Below are 23,208 nucleotides of genomic sequence, written 5' to 3' on the forward strand. Positions count from 1 at the left end.
TTCAGCGGACCTTGACGGTCGGCACCACCGACATGCCGGGGCCGATCGGATAGCGCTTCGGATCGGGGCCGTTCTTGACGTCGAACACGATCCGCACGGGGACGCGCTGGACTACCTTCACGTAATTGCCGGTGGCGTTCTGTGGCGGGAGGAGCGCGAACGCCTGGCCTGCGCCGCGCTGGATCGAATCGATATGGCCCTTAAACTCAACGCCCGGATACGCGTCGACCTTGATATCGACGGGCTGGCCGATCTTCATCAGCGTCAGCTGCGTTTCCTTGAAATTCGCCGTCACCCACATCGTGTCCGGAACGATCGCCATCAGCTGCGTGCCCGGCGCGACATAGGAACCGATATTGACCGAGCGGTTGACCACCTGCCCCGCGACCGGCGCGGTCAGGCGGAGGTCGCTGATGCTGACGTTCGCCTGATCGACCAGCGCACGCTTGGCGTCGATCACCGATTTCGCCGCGCCGACCTGTTTCCGCGCGACCGTGATCTGCGCGGTCGCGGTATCGATCTGCTCGCGGGCTTGTGCTGCATCCGCCGCGGTCTGGCGGGCGGTGGCGCGTGCCTGATCGAGCTGCTGGCCTGCGACCGCGCTCGGATCCAGCCGCAGCAACGCTTCGTAGCGCGCGAGATCCTGCTGCGCCTTTACCGCGGCCGCCATCGGCACGCGGGCCTGCGCTGCTGCCTGCTGGCGTTGCGCCTCGGCGGCGGTGACCTGCGCCTGCGCCTGCGCGAACTGCGCGCGCGATTGCTGCTCGTTGGCCTGCGCCTCGGCGACCTGTGCGTCGCGACCCGACGCCTTGATCACCGCGAGCAGCCGGCCGGCCTCGACATGACGGTTGTCGATATCGGCGACCTGCACCAGCGTCCCCGCAACCTGTGGCGCGAGCCGGACGATGTGCGTGTCGACGAACGCGTCGTCGGTCGATTCGAACTGCCGCGCATGCAGCCAGTAGCACACGCCGCCGATGATCAGCGCGCCGACGACGATGACGAGGATGATCCAGAACAGCGGCTTCTGGAACACCGACGGCTTCTTGTCGTCGTCGGACTCGTCGGACTCATCCTGCTGTTCGGTATCGGACTGCTGATCCTCGCCGTTCGGATCGCGCTTGCGGTCCTCGTCGTCATGGTCGGTGTCGGAATGGTTCGTCTGGTCGGTCATGCCTGGCCCTGTTCTTCAGCACGCATCGAATCGAGAATGGCGTCGATATTGGCGTCGATCCGCGCTTTGATATCGAGAATGTCGGAAGGCTCGAGCGTGTCGCGCTCGAGCAGTTTGAGGCAGGTCGCGCGGCTCGATCGCAGCGCCACGACCTGCCCGAGCAGCGTGATCGTCGCGATCCGCGCGGAGCGGACGTTGCGGTGCCCGGTGACGATGCACACGAGATCGCCGAGCTGACGGACCATCTGGCCCATCACGCCGCCATAGATCCGCTCGAACGCCTCGCTCGGCTTCATCTGTTCGCGCAGCACGAACAGCGTCCAGTCGGCGCTCTCGGCACTCGCCATCTTGTCTGCCAGCCGCCCGAGAATGCGGTGGATCCGCGCGCGCGCACCGGCCGCGTCGTCGGTGGCGATCTCTGGCGACAGGTCGATCGGCTCGCCCATCACCGCAGCCATGCGCTCGGCGATCCGGTCGGCGGCGGCGAGGTACAACCCCTCCTTGCCGCCGTAATGATAGGTGATCGACGACATCGCAGTGCCGGCAGCCGCGGCGATCCCGCGCGTGCTGGCGCCTTCGAGGCCCTTGGCGCCGAATTCGCTGATCGCGATGTCTAGGAGTCGGGACTGGACCACGCGGCGGCGTTTAGTTCGATCGAACGAACGGGCCTAATGAACAAAACGTCATGATCTGCGACACGTACCAAATCGCTGCCGCCCGCTGTCATCCGTTAGCTATCACCCGCGAGCCGTCATCCTGACGAAAGTCAGGATCCAGGGTAATCAGCCTTGATCCTGCGTGGCTCTGGATCCTGACTTTCGTCAGGATGCCAGCGTATTTGGATTACCGCGTGCGGGAACATCGCGACGTCGGATGGTCGCCAAAAACAGAAACGCCGGCCTCTTCTGCGAAGAAACCGGCGTAAATCTGGTGGGCGCGACAGGGATTGAACCTGTGACCCCACCCGTGTGAAGGGTGTGCTCTACCGCTGAGCTACGCGCCCGAAACTCGTTCGGAAGCGGGCCTTTAGGCAGACAGCGCCCGCCTGTCCAGCCCTTTCGATCCTGCTCCTCACGGGAGCGGATCAAAGACGGCTTTAGTTGACCGCGTCCTTGAGGCCCTTGCCGGCCTTGAACTTCGGCTGGGTCGAGGCCTTGATCGTCATCGGCTCGCCGGTGCGCGGGTTGCGGCCCGTCGACGCCTTGCGCTTGGAGATCGAGAACGTGCCGAAGCCGACCAGGCGAACCTCGTCGCCCTTCTTCAGCGATGCCTCAATCGCGTCGAACACCGCCTCGACCGCCTTTACTGCGTCGGCCTTGACGAGCCCCGACGTGTCGGCGACCGTCGCGATCAGCTCCTGCTTGTTCATAAAATCCCCCGAGAAAGTCACAATTCGGCCGCGATAGAATCACGGCCGCAGTCAGCGCGCAATAATGCGGCGGCCTCGTCTGCTGTCAAACGAAACCGCCGCATCACCGCAGAGAATCCAAACATGGATTAGTGGTGCAGGCTGCCCCCGACGGGTGCGATCGGTGCCGGCGGCAGTGCCGCAAGCTCGTCCGCATCGGTCCACTCGATCGCCTCAAGCGGCTCGGTCAGCGCAAGACGCAGCACTTCGTCGACATGCGAAACGGGGATAATCTTCAGCCCTTCCTTGATGTTCGCCGGGATCTCCGCGAGGTCCTTCTCGTTCTCCGCCGGGATCAGCACCGTCTCGATTCCCCCGCGCAGCGCGGCCAGCAGCTTCTCCTTAAGGCCGCCGATCGGCAGCACGCGGCCGCGCAGCGTGACCTCGCCGGTCATCGCCACCTCGCGCCGGATCGGCACGCCGGTCAGCGTCGAGACGATCGACGTGACCATCCCGATCCCCGCCGACGGGCCGTCCTTCGGCACCGCACCCTCGGGCAGATGGATATGGATATCCTTGCGCGCGAACAGGCTCGGCTTGATCCCGTAGCTCGGCGCGCGCGCCTTGACGAAGCTGAATGCGGTCTCGATCGATTCCTTCATCACGTCGCCGAGCTTGCCGGTGAGCTTGGCTTGGCCCTTGCCCGCGACCGTCACGCTCTCGATCGTCAGCAATTCTCCGCCGACCTCGGTCCAGGCGAGCCCGGTGACCGCACCGATCTGATTCTCGGTCTCGCCAAGGCCGTGACGATATTTCTGCACGCCGGCATACTCACCGACATTCTCAGGCGTGATCGTGACGCTCGTCGTCTTGTTCTCGAGGATCTGGCGCAACGCCTTGCGGCACAGCTTGGCGATCTCGCGCTCGAGCGTACGGACACCGGCCTCACGCGTGTACTGCTGGATGAGCGTACGAAGCCCCGCCTGCGTCAGCGTGAACTCGCCCGGCTTCAGCCCGTGCGCCTCGATCTGCTTCTCGACCAGATGGCGCTCGGCGATCTCGACCTTCTCGTCCTCGGTATACCCCTCAAGACGGATGATCTCCATGCGATCGAGCAGCGCCTGCGGCAGGTTCAGCGAGTTCGCGGTGCACACGAACATCACGTCCGACAGGTCGATATCGACCTCGAGATAATGGTCCTGGAACTTGCCGTTCTGCTCCGGATCGAGCACCTCGAGCAGCGCCGATGCCGGATCGCCGCGGAAATCCTGGCCGAGCTTGTCGATCTCATCGAGCAGGAACAGCGGGTTCGACGTGCCGGCCTTTTTCAGGTTCGTCACGATCTTGCCCGGCAGCGAGCCGATATAGGTGCGGCGATGGCCACGGATCTCGGCTTCGTCGCGCACGCCGCCGAGCGACTGGCGGATGAACTCGCGCCCCGTCGCCTTGGCGATCGACTTGCCGAGCGAGGTCTTGCCGACACCGGGAGGGCCGACGAGGCACAGGATCGGCCCCTTCAGCTTGTTGGTGCGCGCCTGCACCGCAAGATACTCGACGATCCGGTCCTTGACCTTCTCGAGCGCGTAATGATCCTCGTCCAGCGTCCCCTGCGCGGCGGCGATGTCCTTCTTGATCTTCGACTTCTTGCCCCAGGGGAGCCCGAGGAGCACGTCGAGATAGTTGCGCACGACGGTCGCCTCGGCGCTCATCGGTGCCATAGTCTTGAGCTTCTTCAGCTCGGCGGTCGCCTTGCCGCGCGCTTCCTTGCTCATCTTGAGCGTCGCGATCTTCTGAGTCAGCTCGGCGATCTCGTCGCCTTCGCCCTCGCCATCTTCGTTGCCGAGTTCGCGCTGGATCGCCTTCAACTGCTCGTTGAGGTAATATTCGCGCTGCGTCTTCTCCATCTGGCGCTTGACGCGGCTCTTGATCTTCTTCTCGACCTGCAGGACGCCTAGCTCGCCCTCCATCGCCGTCATCGCCATTTCGAGACGCTTGGACGGGTTGGTCTCGAGCAGCATCGCCTGCTTCTCGGCGACCTTGATCGCGATGTTTGCGACGACCGCGTCGGACAGCTTCGACGCGTCCTCGATCTCCGACATCTGCACCGCGGTCTCAGACGCGAGCTTGCGGTTGAGCTTGGCGTAATTCTCGAACTGGTCGACGACCGAGCGCATCAGCGCGGTGACCTCGGCGCCCTCGACCTCGGCATCGGCGACCGGCTCGACAGTCGCGGTCAGGAACTCGCCGCTCTCGTCCAGCGTCTCCAGCGTCGCGCGCTGCTTGCCCTCGACGAGCACGCGAACGGTGCCGTCGGGCAGCTTCAACAGCTGCAGCACGGTGGCGGTGACGCCCATCGAGTACAGGTCGTCACGCGAGGGATCGTCCTCGGCCGGATCGACCTGCGCGACGAGATAAATCTCCTTGTCCGCCGCCATCGCCGCTTCGAGCGCGGCAACGGACTTATCGCGACCGACGAACAGCGGCACGATCATGTGCGGGAAGACGACGATGTCGCGAAGGGGAAGGACGGGGTACTGGGTCATGAACGCTCCGGTGGGTGCCTGCATGGAGGGCATTATTGAGTCTTATATGGTGAGGATGAAGCGTCCATCAATTGGTTGGTGCGGTTAAGCGGTGTCGCTTCGCGCCAAGTCCGGGCATTTCGCGCAAGCGCGGACGGCCGGAGCCACGAACATCGCGCACGTAAGCCTGACCTTAGCCCTCCGTCGCATCACGCTGCCCAGGCCCGCGGGGTTGTAACGGACGGCGTCCGGCGCGAGAGTGACGGATGATTTCGCGTCTTCTACTCGCCGCCAGCGCCACCGCGCTCCTCGCCGCCGCGCCGCTCCCGAAGAAGGGCGAACCGGCGATCACCGCGCAGACGCAGCGGTCCGGCGGTGTGCTGACCGCCGAGCAGACCGCGCTCACCTTCGACAGCGCGGACCTTGCGTTCGAGGTGCTTCCCGATACGCAGAGCCTGAACGGCGTCGCCACGTTGGTCTTCACCGCGAAGGCCCCTCTCACCCGCCTGCCGATCGACCTCGACCGCAACCTGCCCGTCAGCGCGATCATGATCGACGGGACTCCGTTGCCGCCCTCGGCCTGGACCAATCCCGAGGGGCGGTTGACGATCACGCTCCCCAGGCCGGTCGGGGCCGGCGGGAAGGTCACCGCGAAGATCACCTATGGCGGCACGCCGCATGTCGCGGTGAAGGCGCCGTGGGACGACGGGATGGTCTGGTCGAAGACGCCCGATGGCCGCACCTGGTTCGCGACGACCGCGGAGGGCTATGGCTGCGACCTGTTCTGGCCGTGCCTCGATTTCCCGACCGGCGAGCCTGCGCTGGTCACGCTGCACATCACCGTGCCCCAGGGATTGAAGGCGCCGTCGAACGGCGTGCTGCTCGGCGTCGATACGCTGGCCGACGGCCGGACGACGTGGAACTGGCGCGCCAAGCATCCCAATACCTATGGCATCGCGCTCAACGTCGGGCCGTATGAGGAGATCAGCGACACGTACAAGAGCCGCTACGGCAACAGCATCCCGATGCATTACTGGTACCTGCCGGGCGAAAAAGCGCAGGCGGAAAAGCTGTTCGCCGAATTCGCGCCGACGCTCGACTTCTTCGAGAGCATGATCGGTCCCTACCCGTTCGGCGACGAGAAGCTCGGCGTGGTCGAGACCCCGCACAAGGGCATGGAGCACCAGACGATCAATGCCTATGGCAACGAATACGCAAAGGCACCCGAGGGGTTCGACTGGCTGTTCCAGCACGAGTTCGCGCATGAGTGGTTCGGCAATCAGCTGACCGCGGCGAACTGGGACGATTACTGGCTGCACGAGGGCTATGGCACGTACATGCAGCCGCTCTACGGCCAATGGCGCGAGGGGCGTGCGCGCTATGCGGCGATGATGCAGGGCGAGCGGACCTCGATCATGAACCTCAAGCCCATCACGCAGCAGCGAGTCACCACCGAGGAGGAGGTGTACGAACTCGACAAGGGCGGCGCGGGCCAGGACATTTACTATAAGGGCTCGTGGATGCTCCACACGCTGCGGTCGCTGATCGGCGACAAGGCGTTTTTCGATGTCACGCGGCTGGCGGTATACGGGCGAGCGGACCCCAAGCCGGGGAATTTCAAGCCGCGGTTCGGGTCGACGAAGGAGTATGAAGCGCTCGTCCGCAAAGTGACGGGGAAGAATTACGGCTGGTTCTTCGAAGTGTATCTGCGCCAGGCGGCCCTCCCCGACCTGGTCGAGACGCGGACCGGCACCATGCTGACGTTGGCGTGGAAGGTGCCGGGCAACGGCGCGTTCCCGCTGCCGGTCGAGGTACAGGTCGACGGCAAGGTCCGGACGCTCCCGATGACCGGCGGGAAGGCGAGCCTGTCGGTCCCGGCGGGTGCGCATGTCGTGATCGACCCGGACGCGCTGGTCCTCCGCCGCAGTCTCGCGCTCGAAGACGTGGCCGCCTGGAAAGCCGCGCAAGCCGCAAAGGGCAAACCGCAATGACCGACCAGAACGCGTTCCCCCGCGAAGGCGGGGCCCCTAGGCTCACAGACGCCAACGCGCGTGACCCTGGGCTCCTGCGTGCGCAGGAGAACATCTGGCCAGCCCGCGCGGCAGAGATGGCTGCGATCTTCATGGTCGGCGACGGCCTGATCGGCCTGCTCCAGCCGCGCCGCCACGTCGATCTCTGGAAAGACGATGCGCTAGGCACCGAAAAACTGGTGTCGCCCTTCGTGGACCGCCCCGGCCGTCGCCGCCTCTATGCGGTCGTGCAGATCGCCGCCGGCCTCGCCTTGGCGGCACGGCAAAGACCATGAGAACCGCGGGCTGGTCCTTGCTCGCGCTGGCGCTCGCAGGATGCGGGTCAACGCCGGATGCGCCCTCGACCAGCCAGATCGCGCGCGGCGAGCGCGTCTTCCGCCGCTGCACCGCGTGCCACACGATCGGGCGCTATGCAGGCGATACCGATGGCCCCAATCTCTACGGCGTACTCGGCGGCCCCGTCGGAGAGCGCCGCCCGCGCTTCGCCTATACCGCCGGCCTGAAGGCGCTCGGCGGAACGTGGGACGCGGCGCGGATGGACCAATGGCTCGCCAACCCGCGCCGGATGGTCCCCGGCACGACGATGGGGTTCGCGGGGCTCGCCGACCCGAAGGACCGCGCCGACGTCATCGCCTATCTGGCGACGCAGGGGCCCTGACGCATCACGGCACCACGGTCGTGAACAGATACGCGGCAAAGATCACGAGATGGACGACGCCCTGCAACACCGTCGTCCGCCCCGTGCCGAGCGACAGCGTCGCGACGAACAGCGACAGCGCGAGCAGCGTCATGCTCTTCGCGTCGATCCCCAGCGCGAGCGGGAGGTCGAGCACCAGCGACACGATCGCCACGCTCGGGATCGTCAGCCCGATCGTCGCCAGCGCAGAGCCGAGCGCGAGGTTGAGACTGGTCTGCAACCGGTTGCGCCGCGCCGACTTGTACGCGGCCAGGCTCTCGGGTGCGAGCACCAGCGCGGCGATCACTACGCCGACGACTGTCAGCGGCAGGCCGGCCCCGAGCACCGCCGCCTCGATCGTCGGCGACAGCGTCTTGGCGAGCAGCACCACCGAAATGAGCGCCACCAGCAGCGCGGCGAACGCGATCCCCGTCGCACGCCGCGACGGCGGCGCGGCGTGATCGTCCTTGTCGTCGGTCGAGGGCAGGAAATAGTCGCGGTGGCGTACCGTCTGCACCAGCACGAACGTCCCGTAGAGGATCAGCGAGACGACCGCGACGAACATCAGCTGCGACGCCGCATAGGTCGGACCCGAGGTCGACGAGGTGTAGTTCGGCAGCACCAGCGACAGCACCGCCATCGCGGCGAGCACGCCGAGCGCGGCGGTCATGCCCTTCAGCGTGAAGCGCTGCTCGTGATGCCGCACCGCGCCCGCCAGCAGGCAGAGGCCGATGATGAAGTTCAGGATGATCATGATCGCCGCGAACACCGTGTCGCGCGCGAGCGTCGTCGCGTCGCCCGCATTCGACAGCATCAACGAGACGATCAGCGACACCTCGATCACCGTGACCGCGATCGCCAGGACGAGCGTGCCGAACGGTTCGCCGACCTTGTGCGCGATCACCTCGGCATGATGCACCGCCGCCAGCACGCTGCCGATCAGCACGATCACCGCGGCGGCCGTGCCGAGCGCGCCCATCTTGGCCAGCCCGACGAGGATCGCGACGAGCCCCAGCCCCGGCGCGACGAGCGTCCAGATCGGGAGCGCCAGACGGTCGGGCATCGTCTCCGTCACGTCTGCGTTCGGTCGGTCGGCCACTTCGATCGTCATGCAAGCTCCCTCGTTTCACTTACCCAACGAATGCGTGACGGCCGATAAGGGTCCGAGTGCGGGCGATTGTGCAGGGGCCGGGTTCGGGTAGATTGGCCGGATGCTGCCCCCCGATCTCCGCCAAACGCTCGTCATGGTGGCGCAGGCGATGCGCGACGCACGCGATCCGTGGTGGGTGATTTCCAGCGCGGCGGTCGCGCTTCACGGGGTGGTGCCGATCACCGTCGCCGACGTCGACGTGGTGACGAGCATCGCGGATGCTCGGCGCACGATGACACGAGTGGGAGTGGGGCCGGCGAAGCAGTCGGCCAGCCCGATGTTCCGTTCCACGGTGTTCGGCCAGTGGACGGCGCCGCCACTCATGGTCGAGATCATGGCGGGGTTTCATGTCGCGACCCCGGCGGGGTGGACGGAGGTGCTTCCGAAAACGCGCGTGCCGATCGAGGTGGAAGAGGCCACCATCTATGTGCCGGACCGCGTGGAACTGGCCAAGATACTCAGGCTGTTCGGGCGTCCGAAGGACTATGAGCGGATCCGGCTGCTGGCCACGCAACCCTAGCGGCCAACCCGTCCCCACCCTTTCCAAGGCGGTAAGGGTCCGATTCACCACCATTGCCCCCACCGTCATCCTGACGAAAGTCAGGATCCAGAGCCCAAAGACCGACGCTCGGTACTCTGGATCCTGACTTTCGTCAGGATGACGGGAGGGGGTTTAAGCGGCGAGTTTCACCCCAAACGAAAAAGGGCGCCGATCGCTCGACGCCCTTTCCCAATCTCGAACCGACTAAACCTTAAGCCGCGTCGCCGGTCTTCTTCTTCTCGGCATAGACGCGGATCGGCTCCTTGCGGCCCTCGATTACGTCCTTGTCGATCATCACCTCGTCGACGCCGTCCATGCCGGGCAGGTCGAACATCGTGTCGAGCAGGATGCTCTCGAGGATCGAACGAAGCCCGCGCGCACCGGTCTTGCGTTCGATGCCCTTCTTGGCGACCGAGACTAGCGCGTCGTCGGTGAAACCGAGCGCGACGTCCTCCATCTCGAACAGCTTCTGGTACTGCTTAACCAGCGCGTTCTTCGGCTCCTTCAGGATCTTCACCAGCGCGTCGACGTCGAGGTCCTCGAGCGTCGCGATCACCGGCAGACGACCGACGAACTCGGGGATAAGACCGAACTTGAGCAGATCCTCAGGCTCGACCGACTTCAACGTCTCGCCCGTCTTGCGCTCGTCCGGCCCGGCGACATAGGCGCCAAAGCCGATCGACTTGCCCTGCAGACGATCGCCGATGATCTTCTCGAGACCCGAGAACGCGCCGCCGCAGATGAACAGGATGTTCGTCGTATCCACCTGCAGGAACTCCTGCTGCGGATGCTTGCGACCGCCCTGCGGAGGAACCGAAGCGGTCGTCCCCTCCATCAGCTTGAGCAGTGCCTGCTGCACGCCCTCACCGCTCACGTCGCGCGTGATCGACGGGTTCTCGGCCTTGCGGCTGATCTTGTCGATCTCGTCGATATAGACGATCCCGCGCTGCGCCCGCTCGACATTATAGTCCGACGCCTGGAGCAGCTTGAGGATGATGTTCTCGACATCCTCGCCGACATAGCCGGCCTCGGTCAGCGTCGTCGCATCGGCCATTGTGAACGGCACATCGAGGATGCGAGCGAGCGTCTGCGCGAGCAGGGTCTTGCCGCAACCCGTCGGCCCGACGAGCAGGATGTTAGACTTGGACAGCTCGACATCGGCACCCTTGGCGCCGTGGTTGAGCCGCTTGTAGTGATTGTGCACCGCCACCGACAGGACGCGCTTGGCCCGCTTCTGGCCGATAACGTAATCGTCAAGGACGTCGCAGATCTCCTGCGGAGTCGGCACGCCGCCGTCCTTCTTGGACACCAGCGCCGACTTCGTCTCCTCACGGATGATGTCGTTGCATAGCTCGACGCACTCGTCGCAGATGAAGACCGTCGGCCCGGCGATCAACTTGCGGACCTCGTGCTGCGACTTGCCGCAGAACGAGCAATAGAGGGTGCTCTTCGAGTCGCCACCGCTCAGCTTCGTCATTCAATCACCTCTCGCGCATGTCGGTGCACGTGCCGTTTCCGGGGCCGCTACCGTAACGTACCCCGGAGTTCCTACAATCAAATAAACCGGCGGGATTTACGATTCGCCCCGTGCCGGCCCCGCTTGAGCGGGCTTTACGCAGGTTTCGCCGTGTCGTCCGCAGGGGCGGGACGCTTGTCGAACACCTCGTCGACCAGGCCAAAATCCTTCGCTTCGTTTGCTTCGAGGAACGTATCGCGGTCCATCCGGCGCTCGATCTCCTCGATCGGCTGGCCGGTATACTGCGCGTACAGTTCGTTCATGCGCTTGCGGATCCGCAGGATCTCGCGCGCCTGGATCTCGATGTCGCTGGCCATGCCCTGTGCACCACCCGATGGCTGATGGATCATGATGCGTGCGTTGGTCATCGCGACACGCATGCCGGGCTCGCCGCTCGCGAGCAGGAAGCTGCCCATCGAGGCGGCCTGGCCGATGCACACCGTGCCGACGCGCGGGCGGATGTACCGCATCGTGTCATGGATCGCCATGCCCGCCGTGACGACACCGCCCGGCGAGTTGATGTACATGAAAATGTCCTTCTTCGGGTTCTCGGACTCGAGGAAGAGCAGCTGTGCGGTGATCAGCGAGGCCATGCCGTCCTCGACGCCACCGGTCACGAAGATGATGCGCTCGCGGAGCAGGCGCGAGAAGATGTCGAACGAGCGCTCGCCGCGGTTCGACTGCTCGATGACGATGGGAACCAGGCCTGCTTGCGTCTGCTGCAGGCCGAGCCCGGCGCTGGCCAATGGGCTAGCAAAGTCGCCGGTCTCGAACGGATTGTGCATGGAAATCTCTCTTATGCCCCAGTGAGCCGCCAACATCGGCGCTCGCAACGGGGAGTTCAAGCCCATCCGACGCTTCCCCTCGCCCCTCCGGGGAGAGGGAGGGGCCCACACGCACTTGCGGGTGGGAGGGTGAGGGGCAGTTGGGATCCGCCAACCGCCCCTCACCCTCCCGTCGCCTACGGCTCCTCCTTCCCTCTCCCCGATGGGGAGAGGGACTCAGATCCCCGGTGCGGGATAGGCGAGATACGCCAGCCGACGCACCTCGCGCCGCCCCCGGACGACCGTATCGAGGATCAGCCCCGTAAAGACGTTCAGCGCGGCGAAGATGCCGAGGCCGGTGATCAGGATCGCAGTCGGGAAGCGCGGGACCTGGTGGATCTCGATATAGGTCAGTACCAACGGGATACCGAGGATCAGCGCGAGCATCGCAAACGCGCCGCCGATCACCCCGAAGAACCACAAAGGCCGCTCGATCCGGTACAGCGTCATGATCGTCCGCAGGATCCGCCACCCATCGCCATAGGTGCTGAGCTTCGACTCGGATCCCTCGGGCCGCGCATAATAGGGCGTCTCGACCTCGCCGATCGGCATCTTGAGCTCAAGCGCGTGGACGCTGATCTCGGTCTCGATCTCGAACCCGGCGGAGAGCGAGGGGAAGCTCTTCACGAACCGCCGCGAGAACACGCGGTAGCCCGACAGGATATCGGTAAAGCTGCGCCCGAACAGCCGCGCGAGCATCCCCGTCAGCAGTGCGTTGCCGAACCGGTGGCCGCGGCGGTAGCTCTCCTGCACTTGGCTGATACGCGAACCGACCACCATGTCCAACTGTTCGTCGAGCACACGTGCGACAAGCGCCGGGGCGGAGGCCGCGTCATAGGTCGCGTCGCCATCGGCCATCACGTAGATGTCGGCGTCGATATCCGCGAACATGCGGCGGACGACCGCGCCCTTGCCCTGGATCCGCTCGGTCCGCACCACGGCACCCGCCGCGCGCGCGACCTCCACCGTCTGGTCGGCGCTGTTGTTGTCGTACACGTAGATGGTGGCGCCCGGCAGCGCGGCGCGGAACCCGGCCACCGTCTGCGCGATCGCCGCCGCTTCGTTGTAACACGGCAGCAGGACGGCGATTCTCGGTTCGGTCATGCCCTGCCCTATCGTGCCGGAGGCTGCCTTGCAGATGCTATTTTCGGCCACCGAACCCCCTGAAACGCAAATCCCCGGCGGAGGCCGGGGTCCAGTCGGGGAAGGTCCATAACGGAGCTTTACGCGCCGTTATAGTAGCCTTTCCAACTGGACCCCGGCCTCCGCCGGGGAGGTGTCCCGAAAACGGGGCGAGTGCCTCAGCGACGAGGCACTCCGATCGGCGTTACGCCTCGGTCTTGGTCGGCGCCTTCTTGGCGCGCGGCTTCTTTACCGGTGCGTCGGCGGCTTCGGTGCCCTCGGCATTCTCGGCCGCGACCGGCGACGACTCGGTCACCGCGGTCTCGGCCTCGACCGGTGCCGCCTTCTTCTTGGCAGGCGCCTTCTTGGCGGGCTTGGCCTCGTCCGCCGCGTCCGAAACCTGCGCCTCGTCCGTCACGGTCTCGTCCGCAGCAGCGTCGTCAGACGCAGGCTTGGCCTTCTTGGCAGCCGCCTTCTTCTTGGGCTTGTGGTTGTCGTGGTCATGCACGTGCGTGCCGCTCGCGAAACCATCCTCGCTCTCGATCGCAGCTTCCAGCTCCTCGCGGGTGGCTTCGCGATCGGTGATCTCGGCCTTCTCGAACAGGAAGTCGACGACCTTGTCCTCGTACAGCGGCGCACGCAGCTGGGCAGCGGCCATCGGCTCGGACTGCACATACTGCATGAACTGCTGACGCTGCTCGGCCGGATACTGCTGCGCAGCCTGCGCGAGCAGACGCTGCATTTCCTGGTTCGAAACCTCGACGCCGTTCGCCTGGCCGATCTCGGACAGGAGCAGGCCCAGACGCACGCGACGCTCGGCGATCTTGCGGTAATCGTCGCGCTCGCCTTCCATCTCGGCCATTGCGGCCTCGGGATCGGCTTCGTGCGTGGCTTCGTGCTGGAGCTGCTGCCAGATCTGGTTGAACTCGGCTTCCACCATCGACGGCGGAACCTCGAAGTCGTGACCCTCGGCGAGCTGGTCGAGCAGCTTGCGCTTCATGTGCGTGCGCGTGAGCCCGTTATGCTCCTGCTCGATCTGACCCTTGAGCAGGCCCGTGAGCTGCTCGAGGCTCTCGAGACCCAGCGACTTGGCCAGATCCTCGTCGATCGCGCTCTCGCCCGCGGTCTTTACCGACTTGACGGTGATGTCGAACGTGGCCGGCTGACCCGCGAGCGACTTCTCCTGATACTCCTCGGGGAAGGTCACGTTCAGGACCTTGTCGTCGCCGGTCTTCACGCCGACGAGCTGATCCTCGAAGCCGGGGATCAGACGCCCTGCGCCGAGCTCGACGCCCATGTCGGTGCCCGTGCCGCCGTCGAACGCGACGCCGTCGGCGGTCTTGCCGACGAAATCGACGGTGACGAGATCGCCCATCTGCGCGACGTAATCGTCAGCGGCGTCGTCCCACTTCTTCTGCTGGTCGGCGAACTTCTGGAGCTGCTCGGTGACCGCCTCGTCGGCGACGGGCACGGTCAGGCGCTCGAGCCTCAGGCCGTCGATCGCGGGTGCCGGCACCTGCGGGAGGACTTCCAGCTCGACCTTGACGACCGCATCCTTGCCGATGTCGTAGCCGTCTTCCAGCTCGACCGAAGGCTGCATCGCGGGGCGCAGTTGCTTCTCGGCGACGAGCGTCTGGACGCCCTCCTGGATCGCCGCGTTCACCGCGTCCTGCGTCAGCGCCGGGCCGTGCATCTTGCGGATGAGGTTCGCCGGCACCTTGCCCGGACGGAAGCCCGGCATCTTCATCTGCGGCGCGAGGCGCTTCAGCTCGACATCGACCTTCGCATCGATATCCTTCGCAGTGATGGTGAGGGTGTAGGCGCGCTTGAGGCCCTCGTTCAACGTCTCGACAGTCTGCATGTCCGGCCTTTGTCTAAAAGAGCATTCGGGAAAAATTCGTCTGGGTGTCGCCCCGCCCGAGCGGCGGAGTGGTGCGGGCGAAGGGACTCGAACCCCCACATCTTGCGATGGCAGGACCTAAACCTGCTGCGTCTACCAGTTCCGCCACGCCCGCACAGGACATCGCCGTAGCGGGCGCGTCTATACCAACGTTGTATGCCGGGGCAAGCACGCAAGGCAACTACACGTGATCGCACGCGTTGATGCGGGAGAAGGAGAGAGCATCATGGCTACCCAACCCCCCGCAGAATTCCCGACGCCCTCGTCGCCTGCCGAGCCGACGACGCCCCCGCCGGAGTTTAATCCGCCCGCACCCGACGTGGATTATCCCGATCCGAGCGGCCCCTCGACCGATCCCGCTCCCATCCAGCCGGAGGTGTGACGATGAGCGATCCCCATGCAGGCACCAATCCCGAAACGCGTCCCGAGGATCGTGACGCGGACCCGCGCAGCGACATTGAGCAGGCGGTGCAGTCGCGCTCCGATGCGGTCGAGCGCGGCGAAGGCGGTGACGAGCCCCAGACGTTTACCGATACGGGCATGCCGGACGGCGTCGGCGGCACGGGTGGCGTAACGAAAAACCAGGACGGCGACGCTCAGTAAGCAGCACCGGTCAGCAACCATAAATCCGGGGGCGGATAGCATAGGCTGTCCACCCCCTTCCTGCAGGAACCGCCCATTTCCACGCCCGCCGGCACCCCGCTTTCGGAGCTGCTCCCCGACCTGGCCCAGCATCAGACTCTGTACGTGGCGCTTGGGGTCGCAGTACTGGTGTTCGTCATCGCGCAGCGGATCCCGATCGTCCGGACGCTCGTCAATCTCGCGATGACGCTGGTGCTCGTCGGCTTGCTCTTCGTGGCGATTGGCCAGCGCAGCCAGTTCGATCCCTATCTCGGCAAGATCGCCAAACTGCTGCGGATCGAGGACCAGCAGGTCGTCGGCGGCGAGGTCCGGATCCGCATGGCGGCAGACGGCCATTTCTGGGCGCGGGCTCGGATCGACGGCATCGAACGCCGGCTGCTGATCGACAGCGGCGCGACGATCACCGCGCTGTCGACGAAGACGGCGGACGCGGCAGGGATCGATGCGCGGACCAGCGTCGTGCCGATCGTGCTCCAGACCGCCAATGGCGCGATCCCCGCGCAATCGGGCCGGATCCGCGAATTGAAGCTCGGCGCGATCGTCGCGCGCGACCTGCAGGTGGTGGTGTCGCCTGCGTTTGGAGACACGAACGTGCTGGGGATGAACTTCCTGTCGCGACTCGCGTCGTGGCGGGTCGAAGACAATGTCCTGATCCTCGTCCCGCATCATCCGCAGAAGGTGGGCGTGTAACGCTTACGACCATACCACCCCGGCGAAGGCCGGGGTCCAGTTGGGAGGTCGAGGTAACGGGACGCACCGCCCTGACCAGCAATGTCCCCCAACTGGGCCCCGGCCTTCGCCGGGGTGGTGGCATTGTTGACGCTCCCGAACGTTCTCGTTCCCCCGCGAAGGCGGGGGCCCAGGAATCAAGCAGCGCTGCGCGCCGTTACCCTGGGCTCCCCCCTTCGCGGGAGAACAGAGGCCTTACGGCGCCACCGACTCCCCGAGCGCGCTCTTCAGCACCTCGTTCACCACGGCAGGGTTCGCCTTGCCGCCCATCGCCTTCATCGTCTGCCCAACGAAGAATCCGAACAGCTTGTCCTTGCCGCCACGGTAATCGGCGACCTTGTCCGCATTCGCGGCCATCACTTCGGCGATGACCTTCTCGATCGCGCCGGTATCGCTGGTCTGCTTCAACCCGCGATCCTCGACGACCTTCGCCGCGCCATCGCCGGTCTCGAGCATGACCTCGAACACCTGCTTGGCAAGGCTACCCGACAGCGTACCGTCGGCGATCAGCCCCAGCAGTTCCGCCGCCTGCGCAGGCGACACCGGCGAGTTGGCGATATCCTTGCCCGTCCGGTTGAGCGCACCGAACAGCTCCGACGTCGTCCAGTTCGCCGCCGCCGCCGGCTTCACGCCCGCATCGAGCAACGCATCGAACCAGCGCGCCGCCTCGACCTCGGCGGTCAGCACCGTTGCCTGATACGCCGTGATCCCGAGCGATTCATACCGCGCCCGCTTTGCGTCAGGCAGTTCGGGCAGCGACGCACGGCATTCCTCGAGGAACGCATCGTCGAGCACCAGCGGCAACAGGTCCGGATCGGGGAAGTAGCGGTAATCATGCGCATCTTCCTTCGATCGCATCGAGCGAGTCTCGTTGCGGTCGGGATCGTAGAGCCGCGTCTCCTGCTGGATCTTGCCGCCGGCCTCGAGCACCTCGACCTGGCGCTTGGCCTCCTGCTCGACCACCGCCATCACGAAGCGCACCGAATTGACGTTCTTCGTCTCGGTCCGCGTGCCGAGTTCGTCGCCGGGCTTGCGCACGCTGACATTGACGTCGGCGCGCATCGAGCCCTCTTCCATGTTGCCGTCGCACGATCCGACATAGCGCAGGATCGACCGCAACTTGCGCAGATACGCGCCCGTTTCCGCCGGCGATGCGAGATCGGGCTTCGACACGATCTCCATCAGCGCGACGCCCGAGCGATTGAGGTCGACATAGCTCTGCGTCGGATGCTGGTCGTGCATCAGCTTGCCCGCATCCTGCTCGACATGGATGCGCTCGACGCCGATCCGCTTGCCCGCGGCATCGGGGTTCTTCTCGTCGAGGCTGATATCGATCGCGCCCTCGCCGACGATCGGATGATAGAGCTGGCTGATCTGATAGCCCTGCGGCAGATCGGCGTAGAAATAGTTCTTACGGTCGAACCGCGACCATTTGTTGATCTGCGCCTCGATCGCCATGCCGGTGCGCACCGCCTGGCGGATGCACTCACGGTTCGGGACGGGCAGCATGCCGGGCATCGCCGCATCGACGAGGCTGACCTGCGTGTTGGGCTCAGCCCCGAACGCGGTCGCCGCGCCCGAGAACAGCTTGGCGTTCGACGTCACCTGCGCATGGACTTCGAGGCCGATCACGACCTCCCACTCGCCGGTTTCGCCCTGGATTCTGTAATCGCTCATGTTACCACCAAGCCTCTGGCCGTGCCGTAAATCCTGCCCGCTGTTCGATTGCGAGCCCTGCGTTCAGCACGCCTTGTTCGTCGAGCGGCTTGCCGATGATCTGCAAGCCGAGCGGCAGCCCCTGCTTGTCGAGACCACCCGGCACCGACATCGCCGGCAGACCCGCCAGCGACGACGGCACGGTGAAGACGTCGTTCAGATACATCGCGATCGGATCGGCCGATTTCTCGCCGAGCGCGAACGCCGCGGAAGGCGCGGTCGGGGTGAGCAGGACGTCGCACGTCTCCCACGCCTTTTCGAAATCGCGCGCGATCAGCGTCCGGATCTTCTGCGCCTGCGTATAGTACGCGTCGTAGTAGCCGGCCGACAGCACGTACGTACCGATCATGATGCGGCGCTTCACCTCGGGGCCGAAGCCGTCGGCGCGGGTCGCGGCGTACATGTCCTGCAGCCCCGAGCCCGCGGGCAGGTCGCGGATGCCGTAGCGCACGCCGTCATAGCGCGCGAGGTTCGACGACGCCTCGGCGGGTGCGATGATGTAATAAGCGGGCAGCGCATATTTGGTGTGCGGGAGCGAGACCTCGACGATCGTCGCGCCGGCATCCTTCAGCCAGTCGATGCCCTTCTGCCAGAGCGCCTCGATCTCCTCGGGCATGCCGTCGACGCGGTATTCCTTGGGAATACCAACGCGCAGGCCGGCGAGGCTGGCCGACAGACCCGCTTCCCATTTCGGCACGTCGAGCTGGAGCGAGGTGCCGTCCTTCGCATCGAACCCGGCCATCGCCTCGAGCAGGATCGCGCAGTCGCGCACGTCGCGCGCCATCGGCCCGGCCTGGTCGAGCGACGAGGCGAACGCGATCGTCCCCCAGCGCGAGCAGCGGCCATAGGTCGGCTTGATGCCGCTGATGCCGGTGAAGGCGGCGGGCTGGCGGATCGAGCCGCCGGTGTCGGTGCCGGTCGCGCCGGGGCACAGCCGTGCGGCGACCGCCGACGAGGAGCCACCCGACGACCCGCCGGGTGCGAGCGAGGCGTTGCCGCCATCGTTGCGCTTCCACGGCGAGATGACGTTGCCGAACGCGGAGGTCTCGTTCGACGACCCCATCGCGAACTGGTCCATGTTCAGCTTGCCGAGCATCCCCGCGCCCGCATCCCACAGGTTCTGAGAGACGGTCGACTCATAGGTCGGCGTGAAGCCTTCGAGGATATGGCTCGCCGCGGTCGTCGTGACGCCCTTGGTGCAGAACAGGTCTTTCATGCCAATCGGCACGCCGGCCAGCGGCTTGAGCGTCTCGCCGGCGGCGCGCGCGGTATCGGCGGCGGTGGCGGCGGCGATCGCATGCTCGGGCGTCTCGACCAGGAACGCGTTGAGCGCCTTGGCCTGGCTCACCTTGACGATGAACGCGTCGGCGACGTCGCGCGCCGTGAAGCTGCCGTCGCGCACGCCGTCGCGGATGCCGGCAATGCCGAGATCGGTAAGGTCGGTCATTATTCGATCACCTTGGGCACGGCGAAGAAGCCGTGTTCAGCTACGGGCGCGTTGGCCAGGACCTGCTCGCGGATATTGCCGCCGGTCAGCGGGTCGGCGTTGACGACGTCGTCGCGCAGCCGCAGCGTGTTGGGGATGACGGCGGTCATCGGCTCGACGCCGGTCGTATCGACCTCGCCCAGCATCTCGATCCAGCCAAGGATGTTTCCGAGTTCCGGCGCCATGCGGGCGGCGTCCTCGTCGGTGATCGCGATGCGCGCAAGGCTCGCGATCCGCTTCACGGTTGCAGTATCTACGGACATGCCGCTCGGCTAGCACCGCGCGGCGCGGACGCGCAATATGTTTCCCGTGCGAGATCTAATCCTCCCCCGCCAGGGGGAGGTGGCGCGCAGCGACGGAGGGGGCGGACACGCAACAGGCGTTTCCCTTTCCTCCCCCTCCGTCAGGCTACCGCCTGCCACCTCCCCCTGGCGGGGGAGGATTGATCGCCCTCTAGTTCCCCCGCGGAGGCGGGGGTCCAGGATTACGGGCGCCGCCGCTCGAGACCCTGGGCCCCCGCCTCCGCGGGGGAACCGCGGACTTCGACGAAACGCGCCCGTTGCAACCGCCCCCGGCTTGCGGCACGGGAGCCACACCGCCTGCACGGAAGGTCCCGCTTGGCCCGCAAATTCCTCTATTTCGTCGCCGTGATGATCGTCCTCGCGATCGCCGCGCTGCTCGCCTACCGCCTGTTCGGGACCGACATGATCCGCATGGCGATGGTCCCGCGCGCGTCGTTCGAGGCGCAAAGCGAAGCCCCGCGCAACATCTATGCGCGCAAGATCCTGTGGCTCGCGCGCCCCGACAAGCCCGGCAACCCCGCGCTCTGGACGCCCCCCGGCTACGCGCCCGGCCCGCGCGGCACCGGCGCCGCGATCTTCTTCATCCACCCGACATCGTACATCAACCGCGACCATTGGAACGCGCCGATCGACGATCCGGAGACCAACGCGCGCGCAGAACTCTTCCTCCGCGGCCAGGCGAGCGCGTTCAACGAAGCCGGCGACATCTGGGCGCCGCGCTATCGCCAGGCGACGTTCGGCGCGTTCCTGACCAGCGCCGCCGAGAGCGAACGCGCGCTCGCGCTCGCATACGGCGACGTGTCGGCGGCATTCGACCGCTTCCTCAAGGAAGTCGGCCCGACGCGCCCGATCATCCTCGCCGGCCATAGCCAGGGTAGCGCGCACCTCACCCGCCTGCTCCGCGACCGGATCGCCACCGACCCGACACTGCGTGCACGGATCGTCGCGGCCTATGTCGTCGGCTGGCCCGTCTCGCGCACCACCGACCTGCCGCGCATGGGCCTGCCCGAATGCCGCACGGCCGAGCAGACCGGCTGCATCCTGTCCTGGGAAAGCTTCGCCGAGCCCGCCGACCCATCGCTGATCGTCGACGCCTATGACGCGACGATCGGGTTCGACGGCCGCCCGCGCAAGGGCACGCCGATCGTCTGCACCAACCCGCTGACCGGCACCGCCGACGCCGCCGCACCCGCGACCGCCAACCTCGGCACATTGGTCCCCGCCGCCGATCTCGCGACCGCGACGATGGCGGTCGGCAGCGTGCCCGCACGGTGCGCCGACCGCGGCTTCCTGCTGATCGGCGACGGCCCGAACCTCGGGCCCTATGTGCTGCCGGGCAACAATTACCACGTCTACGACTATAGCCTGTTCTGGGCGAACGTCCGCGCCGATGCCAACCGCCGCCTGAAGGCCTTCGCGCAATGATCACGCTCTCCGCCGCGCAGTTCCGCGACGCGCTTCCCGATGGCGGCCGGCTGATCGGCCTCGACGTCGGCACCAAGACGATCGGCACCGCTTTGTGCGACGCGGGCTGGTCGTTCGCGAGCCCCGCGCTGCTGATCCGCCGCACCAAGTTCCAGAAGGACAAGGCCGCGCTCGCCGAGATCATCAAGGCGCAGGCCGTCGTCGGCTTAGTCATCGGCCTGCCGATCAACCTCGACGGCAGCGAAAGCCCGCGCTCGCAATCGACGCGCGCGTTCGCGCAGAACCTCAAGGACATGGGGCTGCCGATCCTGCTCCAGGACGAACGCTGGTCGACCGTCGCCGTCACACGCACGCTGATCGAACAGGACGCCAGCCGCGCCAAGCGCGCCGAACTCGTCGACAAGATGGCGGCGGCGTACATCCTCCAGGGCGCAATCGATGCGCTGGTAACCGCGCAGATTTAGCGTACCACCCGGTAGAGCGTCGACTCGCCGTTGGTCCATGACACGCGCAAGTCGGAAGCCTTCGCCGCGCCAGGCGGAAAGCCGATCGTCCACACATACGAAAACGCGTCGCGTGGAAAACGGGCGATGGCCGCGTCGAAATCGGATCCGAACGTGCGGCACGGCTTCGGCAACACGATCTGCGAGGGATCAGCGAGGTACGGCGCGGCCGGTACGTAGCGGATGTGAAGGAGTTGCTGCCCCTCCAACGCCCATTGCGCATTGGTGAAGACGTCGCGGCGGACGATCGCCATGCCCGGCAGCGCGTCGCGTCGCAGATCCGACCACATATTACCGCACGGCCGCTGGACCAGCGAAAGGACCGCCACTCCGTGCGGTATACGCGCGATCGCCGCGAGTTCGCGCTGCTGCTCGCCCGATCGCTCGACGAAACTAACGGTCGTGCCAACCAGCCGTAGCGCCAGGAATGCAGTTCCGGCGATCGCCAGCGCTTTCGCGAATCGCAAGTCGCCGGTTGGCGGCATGATGGCGAGAACGGCCAACATTACTACCGCGGGGGCCATTCGCATATCGACATAGGCGCCGCCCATCATCAGTCGCGGCAGTATCGCGAACGCCGCGAGGCACGCAAGCGCCGGCCAACCGAGTACCGAGGAAAAGCTCAGTTTCGGGCTACGTGCCGCGACATACAAGACCGCGACGAACAGCATGACCGAGGCGACATCGAACAGCAGCCAGCGATCTCGCAGGATCGAGATTGCCCAAAGCAGCTTGGCGGTTCCGTCGAACCAGTTGGCCGCACCCAGCCCGACCGCTCCGCCCCCGGCAGGTGCCTGCAATGCCGAGACGATCATGACGATCAACGGCAACGCCAGCGGCAGGCAGCGAACCGCCACCGTCACCAACGCAGGGAGCCAGCGCCGTCCGTCGCGGCGAATCTGCGCCAGTTCCGCCGCTGCAGCCATCAGTCCAAGCATGCCCCAGCCGAAGCTGTGCGCGATCCACACCACGAAGGCGATCGGCATGAACAGGACCGCTTTCGGCAGCACTCGATTCTGTCGCCCGAGGCGTATCCACAGTGCGAACGCGCAGAACGCCAACGCCTGCGACAGCGCGAAATTCACGAAGCCGAACTGGAACGGCCATGCGTAGGCGAGCGGGAGCGCGAAGATCGCGGTCGGCGGTATCCGACCGTGCACTTCGCGCGCCGTCCACAGCAGTCCGGCGACCGTCAGCATTGGGATCGCAGTCACCGCTACCTTGGTCGCCGGTTCGAGGCCGAGCCATCGCGCCAGCCCCGGGACCAGCAAATCCATGCCGAGATTGGGCACGAGCGCCCATTGATAGGCGTAATAAAGCTGGAGATCGGGGGACGTCGGCAACGCCGTAGCGATGTGCCACCGGCCCATGTGCCCCGGCAGGTCGCTAAGAGGTGGCAGCGCCGGCCACAGCAGCGGGACGGCGGCGGCAAGGATCATCACCAGGGCAAACCACGGCGTTTCCCACCATTGACAGTCTACCGTTTTCGCTCCCGCCTCGTACATCGTTCCCCCTGTCCGCAAAGGGCATCGCATGGCCGCGCTAAATTCAGGTTAACCATGTGGTTCGACGCGAAGTGTGGCGGGACGCTTGCCCCTCGCC

22 protein-coding genes and 2 tRNA genes are annotated in these 23,208 nt (G+C 65.9%); 9 read left to right on the forward strand and 15 right to left on the reverse strand.

Annotation, left to right across the window (positions count from 1 at the left end):
- Nucleotide 1: 1 nt before the first annotated feature.
- The 5 genes from EV283_RS01940 to lon form a co-directional block, all read right to left on the reverse strand.
- Nucleotides 2–1,174 (reverse strand): HlyD family secretion protein, encoded by a 1,173-nt coding sequence (locus EV283_RS01940; RefSeq protein WP_130322232.1) that lies wholly within the window; start codon nucleotides 1,172–1,174, stop codon nucleotides 2–4.
- Nucleotides 1,171–1,809 (reverse strand): CerR family C-terminal domain-containing protein, encoded by a 639-nt coding sequence (locus EV283_RS01945; protein WP_130322234.1) that lies wholly within the window; start codon nucleotides 1,807–1,809, stop codon nucleotides 1,171–1,173. Before EV283_RS01945 ends, EV283_RS01940 begins: the two co-directional genes overlap by 4 nt.
- 293 nt (nucleotides 1,810–2,102) lie before the next feature.
- Nucleotides 2,103–2,177, reverse strand: a tRNA-Val gene (locus tag EV283_RS01950).
- Nucleotides 2,178–2,270: 93 nt separating this feature from the next.
- Entirely contained in the window at nucleotides 2,271–2,543 is a 273-nt protein-coding gene (locus EV283_RS01955; protein WP_056048186.1) for an HU family DNA-binding protein, read from the reverse strand.
- 128 nt (nucleotides 2,544–2,671) lie between these two features.
- Nucleotides 2,672–5,065 carry an endopeptidase La gene (gene lon / locus EV283_RS01960; protein ID WP_130322236.1) on the reverse strand — a complete coding sequence of 798 codons (2,394 nt, stop codon included), beginning with the start codon at nucleotides 5,063–5,065 and terminating at the stop codon, nucleotides 2,672–2,674.
- A gap of 245 nt (nucleotides 5,066–5,310) precedes the next feature.
- Here lon and EV283_RS01965 point away from each other — a divergent pair, with 245 nt between their 5' ends.
- The 3 genes from EV283_RS01965 to EV283_RS01975 are packed head-to-tail and all read left to right on the forward strand — an operon-like array spanning nucleotide 5,311 to nucleotide 7,732.
- A complete protein-coding gene (locus EV283_RS01965) occupies nucleotides 5,311–7,035 on the forward strand; it encodes a M1 family metallopeptidase (protein ID WP_130322238.1) in 1,725 nt (574 codons plus the stop codon).
- Nucleotides 7,032–7,349 (forward strand): hypothetical protein, encoded by a 318-nt coding sequence (locus EV283_RS19370; protein WP_242615744.1) that lies wholly within the window; start codon nucleotides 7,032–7,034, stop codon nucleotides 7,347–7,349. The genes EV283_RS01965 and EV283_RS19370 overlap by 4 nt, the downstream gene beginning before the upstream one ends.
- Nucleotides 7,346–7,732, forward strand: coding sequence for a c-type cytochrome (locus EV283_RS01975; protein ID WP_130322240.1), 387 nt, complete (start codon nucleotides 7,346–7,348; stop codon nucleotides 7,730–7,732). The genes EV283_RS19370 and EV283_RS01975 overlap by 4 nt, the downstream gene beginning before the upstream one ends.
- Before the next feature lie 4 nt (nucleotides 7,733–7,736).
- Here EV283_RS01975 and EV283_RS01980 read toward each other — a convergent pair whose 3' ends face one another.
- Entirely contained in the window at nucleotides 7,737–8,861 is a 1,125-nt protein-coding gene (locus EV283_RS01980; protein ID WP_130322242.1) for an ionic transporter y4hA, read from the reverse strand.
- A gap of 100 nt (nucleotides 8,862–8,961) precedes the next feature.
- On the opposite strand from EV283_RS01980, the gene EV283_RS01985 reads away from it, so the two are divergent.
- Nucleotides 8,962–9,420, forward strand: a complete 459-nt coding sequence (locus tag EV283_RS01985; protein WP_130322244.1) for a hypothetical protein — start codon at nucleotides 8,962–8,964, stop codon at nucleotides 9,418–9,420.
- Between the two features lie 232 nt (nucleotides 9,421–9,652).
- Here the strand turns inward: EV283_RS01985 and clpX are convergent, their stop codons facing one another.
- The 5 genes from clpX to EV283_RS02010 all read right to left on the reverse strand — a co-directional run bounded on the left by clpX (nucleotide 9,653) and on the right by EV283_RS02010 (nucleotide 14,918).
- The gene (gene clpX / locus EV283_RS01990) at nucleotides 9,653–10,918 is read right to left on the reverse strand and encodes an ATP-dependent Clp protease ATP-binding subunit ClpX (protein ID WP_056048170.1); all 1,266 of its coding nucleotides are present in this window, start codon (nucleotides 10,916–10,918) and stop codon (nucleotides 9,653–9,655) included.
- Nucleotides 10,919–11,052: 134 nt separating this feature from the next.
- A complete protein-coding gene (locus tag EV283_RS01995; protein ID WP_056411324.1) occupies nucleotides 11,053–11,742 on the reverse strand; it encodes an ATP-dependent Clp protease proteolytic subunit in 690 nt (229 codons plus the stop codon).
- Between the two features lie 216 nt (nucleotides 11,743–11,958).
- Nucleotides 11,959–12,885, reverse strand: a complete 927-nt coding sequence (locus tag EV283_RS02000) for a glycosyltransferase family 2 protein (RefSeq protein WP_130322246.1) — start codon at nucleotides 12,883–12,885, stop codon at nucleotides 11,959–11,961.
- A 223-nt stretch (nucleotides 12,886–13,108) separates the two neighbouring features.
- Entirely contained in the window at nucleotides 13,109–14,764 is a 1,656-nt protein-coding gene (gene tig, locus EV283_RS02005) for a trigger factor (protein ID WP_130322248.1), read from the reverse strand.
- Between the two features lie 69 nt (nucleotides 14,765–14,833).
- Nucleotides 14,834–14,918 (reverse strand) — tRNA-Leu (locus tag EV283_RS02010).
- A gap of 111 nt (nucleotides 14,919–15,029) precedes the next feature.
- On the opposite strand from EV283_RS02010, the gene EV283_RS19035 reads away from it, so the two are divergent.
- The 3 genes from EV283_RS19035 (at nucleotide 15,030) to EV283_RS02020 (ending at nucleotide 16,135) form a co-directional block, all read left to right on the forward strand.
- Entirely contained in the window at nucleotides 15,030–15,185 is a 156-nt protein-coding gene (locus tag EV283_RS19035; RefSeq protein ID WP_165391673.1) for a hypothetical protein, read from the forward strand.
- Nucleotides 15,186–15,187: 2 nt separating this feature from the next.
- A complete protein-coding gene (locus EV283_RS02015; protein WP_130322250.1) occupies nucleotides 15,188–15,406 on the forward strand; it encodes a hypothetical protein in 219 nt (72 codons plus the stop codon).
- 144 nt (nucleotides 15,407–15,550) lie between these two features.
- On the forward strand, nucleotides 15,551–16,135 hold the full coding sequence (locus EV283_RS02020; protein WP_242615745.1) for a TIGR02281 family clan AA aspartic protease: 585 nt from the start codon (nucleotides 15,551–15,553) through the stop codon (nucleotides 16,133–16,135).
- 234 nt (nucleotides 16,136–16,369) lie between these two features.
- Here the strand turns inward: EV283_RS02020 and gatB are convergent, their stop codons facing one another.
- Genes gatB through gatC form a run of 3 tightly spaced genes read right to left on the reverse strand, consistent with a single transcriptional unit; the run spans nucleotide 16,370 to nucleotide 19,639 of the window.
- Complete coding sequence (gene gatB, locus EV283_RS02025) at nucleotides 16,370–17,851, reverse strand: Asp-tRNA(Asn)/Glu-tRNA(Gln) amidotransferase subunit GatB (protein WP_130322252.1); 1,482 nt, start codon at nucleotides 17,849–17,851, stop codon at nucleotides 16,370–16,372.
- A gap of 1 nt (nucleotide 17,852) precedes the next feature.
- Entirely contained in the window at nucleotides 17,853–19,337 is a 1,485-nt protein-coding gene (gene gatA / locus EV283_RS02030; protein WP_130322254.1) for an Asp-tRNA(Asn)/Glu-tRNA(Gln) amidotransferase subunit GatA, read from the reverse strand.
- Nucleotides 19,337–19,639: an Asp-tRNA(Asn)/Glu-tRNA(Gln) amidotransferase subunit GatC gene (gene gatC, locus EV283_RS02035; RefSeq protein WP_031396405.1), complete on the reverse strand. Its 303-nt coding sequence runs from the start codon at nucleotides 19,637–19,639 to the stop codon at nucleotides 19,337–19,339. The genes gatA and gatC overlap by 1 nt, the downstream gene beginning before the upstream one ends.
- A gap of 354 nt (nucleotides 19,640–19,993) precedes the next feature.
- Between gatC and EV283_RS02040 the strand changes: the two genes are divergently transcribed.
- Nucleotides 19,994–21,103, forward strand: a complete 1,110-nt coding sequence (locus EV283_RS02040; protein WP_130322256.1) for a DUF3089 domain-containing protein — start codon at nucleotides 19,994–19,996, stop codon at nucleotides 21,101–21,103.
- Nucleotides 21,100–21,567: a Holliday junction resolvase RuvX gene (gene ruvX, locus EV283_RS02045; RefSeq protein WP_130322257.1), complete on the forward strand. Its 468-nt coding sequence runs from the start codon at nucleotides 21,100–21,102 to the stop codon at nucleotides 21,565–21,567. Before EV283_RS02040 ends, ruvX begins: the two co-directional genes overlap by 4 nt.
- Here ruvX and EV283_RS02050 read toward each other — a convergent pair.
- Nucleotides 21,564–23,045, reverse strand: a complete 1,482-nt coding sequence (locus tag EV283_RS02050) for a hypothetical protein (protein WP_130322259.1) — start codon at nucleotides 23,043–23,045, stop codon at nucleotides 21,564–21,566. The two genes, ruvX and EV283_RS02050, sit on opposite strands and share 4 nt — an antisense overlap.
- Nucleotides 23,046–23,208: the final 163 nt, after the last annotated feature.

Source organism: Sphingomonas sp. BK036 (assembly GCF_004216825.1).
Taxonomy (GTDB): Bacteria; Pseudomonadota; Alphaproteobacteria; order Sphingomonadales; family Sphingomonadaceae; genus Sphingomonas.

What these genes read in the sequence shown, in the direction of transcription:
- EV283_RS01940 (WP_130322232.1), bottom strand. Translation starts at nt 1,174, where the DNA reads ATGACCGACCAGACGAACCATTCCGACACCGACCATGACGACGAGGAC.
- EV283_RS01955 (WP_056048186.1), bottom strand. Translation starts at nt 2,543, where the DNA reads ATGAACAAGCAGGAGCTGATCGCGACGGTCGCCGACACGTCGGGGCTC.
- lon (WP_130322236.1), bottom strand. Translation starts at nt 5,065, where the DNA reads ATGACCCAGTACCCCGTCCTTCCCCTTCGCGACATCGTCGTCTTCCCG.
- EV283_RS01965 (WP_130322238.1), top strand. Translation starts at nt 5,311, where the DNA reads ATGATTTCGCGTCTTCTACTCGCCGCCAGCGCCACCGCGCTCCTCGCC.
- EV283_RS19370 (WP_242615744.1), top strand. Translation starts at nt 7,032, where the DNA reads ATGACCGACCAGAACGCGTTCCCCCGCGAAGGCGGGGCCCCTAGGCTC.
- EV283_RS01975 (WP_130322240.1), top strand. Translation starts at nt 7,346, where the DNA reads ATGAGAACCGCGGGCTGGTCCTTGCTCGCGCTGGCGCTCGCAGGATGC.
- EV283_RS01980 (WP_130322242.1), bottom strand. Translation starts at nt 8,861, where the DNA reads ATGACGATCGAAGTGGCCGACCGACCGAACGCAGACGTGACGGAGACG.
- EV283_RS01985 (WP_130322244.1), top strand. Translation starts at nt 8,962, where the DNA reads ATGCTGCCCCCCGATCTCCGCCAAACGCTCGTCATGGTGGCGCAGGCG.
- clpX (WP_056048170.1), bottom strand. Translation starts at nt 10,918, where the DNA reads ATGACGAAGCTGAGCGGTGGCGACTCGAAGAGCACCCTCTATTGCTCG.
- EV283_RS01995 (WP_056411324.1), bottom strand. Translation starts at nt 11,742, where the DNA reads ATGCACAATCCGTTCGAGACCGGCGACTTTGCTAGCCCATTGGCCAGC.
- EV283_RS02000 (WP_130322246.1), bottom strand. Translation starts at nt 12,885, where the DNA reads ATGACCGAACCGAGAATCGCCGTCCTGCTGCCGTGTTACAACGAAGCG.
- tig (WP_130322248.1), bottom strand. Translation starts at nt 14,764, where the DNA reads ATGCAGACTGTCGAGACGTTGAACGAGGGCCTCAAGCGCGCCTACACC.
- EV283_RS19035 (WP_165391673.1), top strand. Translation starts at nt 15,030, where the DNA reads ATGGCTACCCAACCCCCCGCAGAATTCCCGACGCCCTCGTCGCCTGCC.
- EV283_RS02015 (WP_130322250.1), top strand. Translation starts at nt 15,188, where the DNA reads ATGAGCGATCCCCATGCAGGCACCAATCCCGAAACGCGTCCCGAGGAT.
- gatB (WP_130322252.1), bottom strand. Translation starts at nt 17,851, where the DNA reads ATGAGCGATTACAGAATCCAGGGCGAAACCGGCGAGTGGGAGGTCGTG.
- gatA (WP_130322254.1), bottom strand. Translation starts at nt 19,337, where the DNA reads ATGACCGACCTTACCGATCTCGGCATTGCCGGCATCCGCGACGGCGTG.
- gatC (WP_031396405.1), bottom strand. Translation starts at nt 19,639, where the DNA reads ATGTCCGTAGATACTGCAACCGTGAAGCGGATCGCGAGCCTTGCGCGC.
- ruvX (WP_130322257.1), top strand. Translation starts at nt 21,100, where the DNA reads ATGATCACGCTCTCCGCCGCGCAGTTCCGCGACGCGCTTCCCGATGGC.
- EV283_RS02050 (WP_130322259.1), bottom strand. Translation starts at nt 23,045, where the DNA reads ATGATCCTTGCCGCCGCCGTCCCGCTGCTGTGGCCGGCGCTGCCACCT.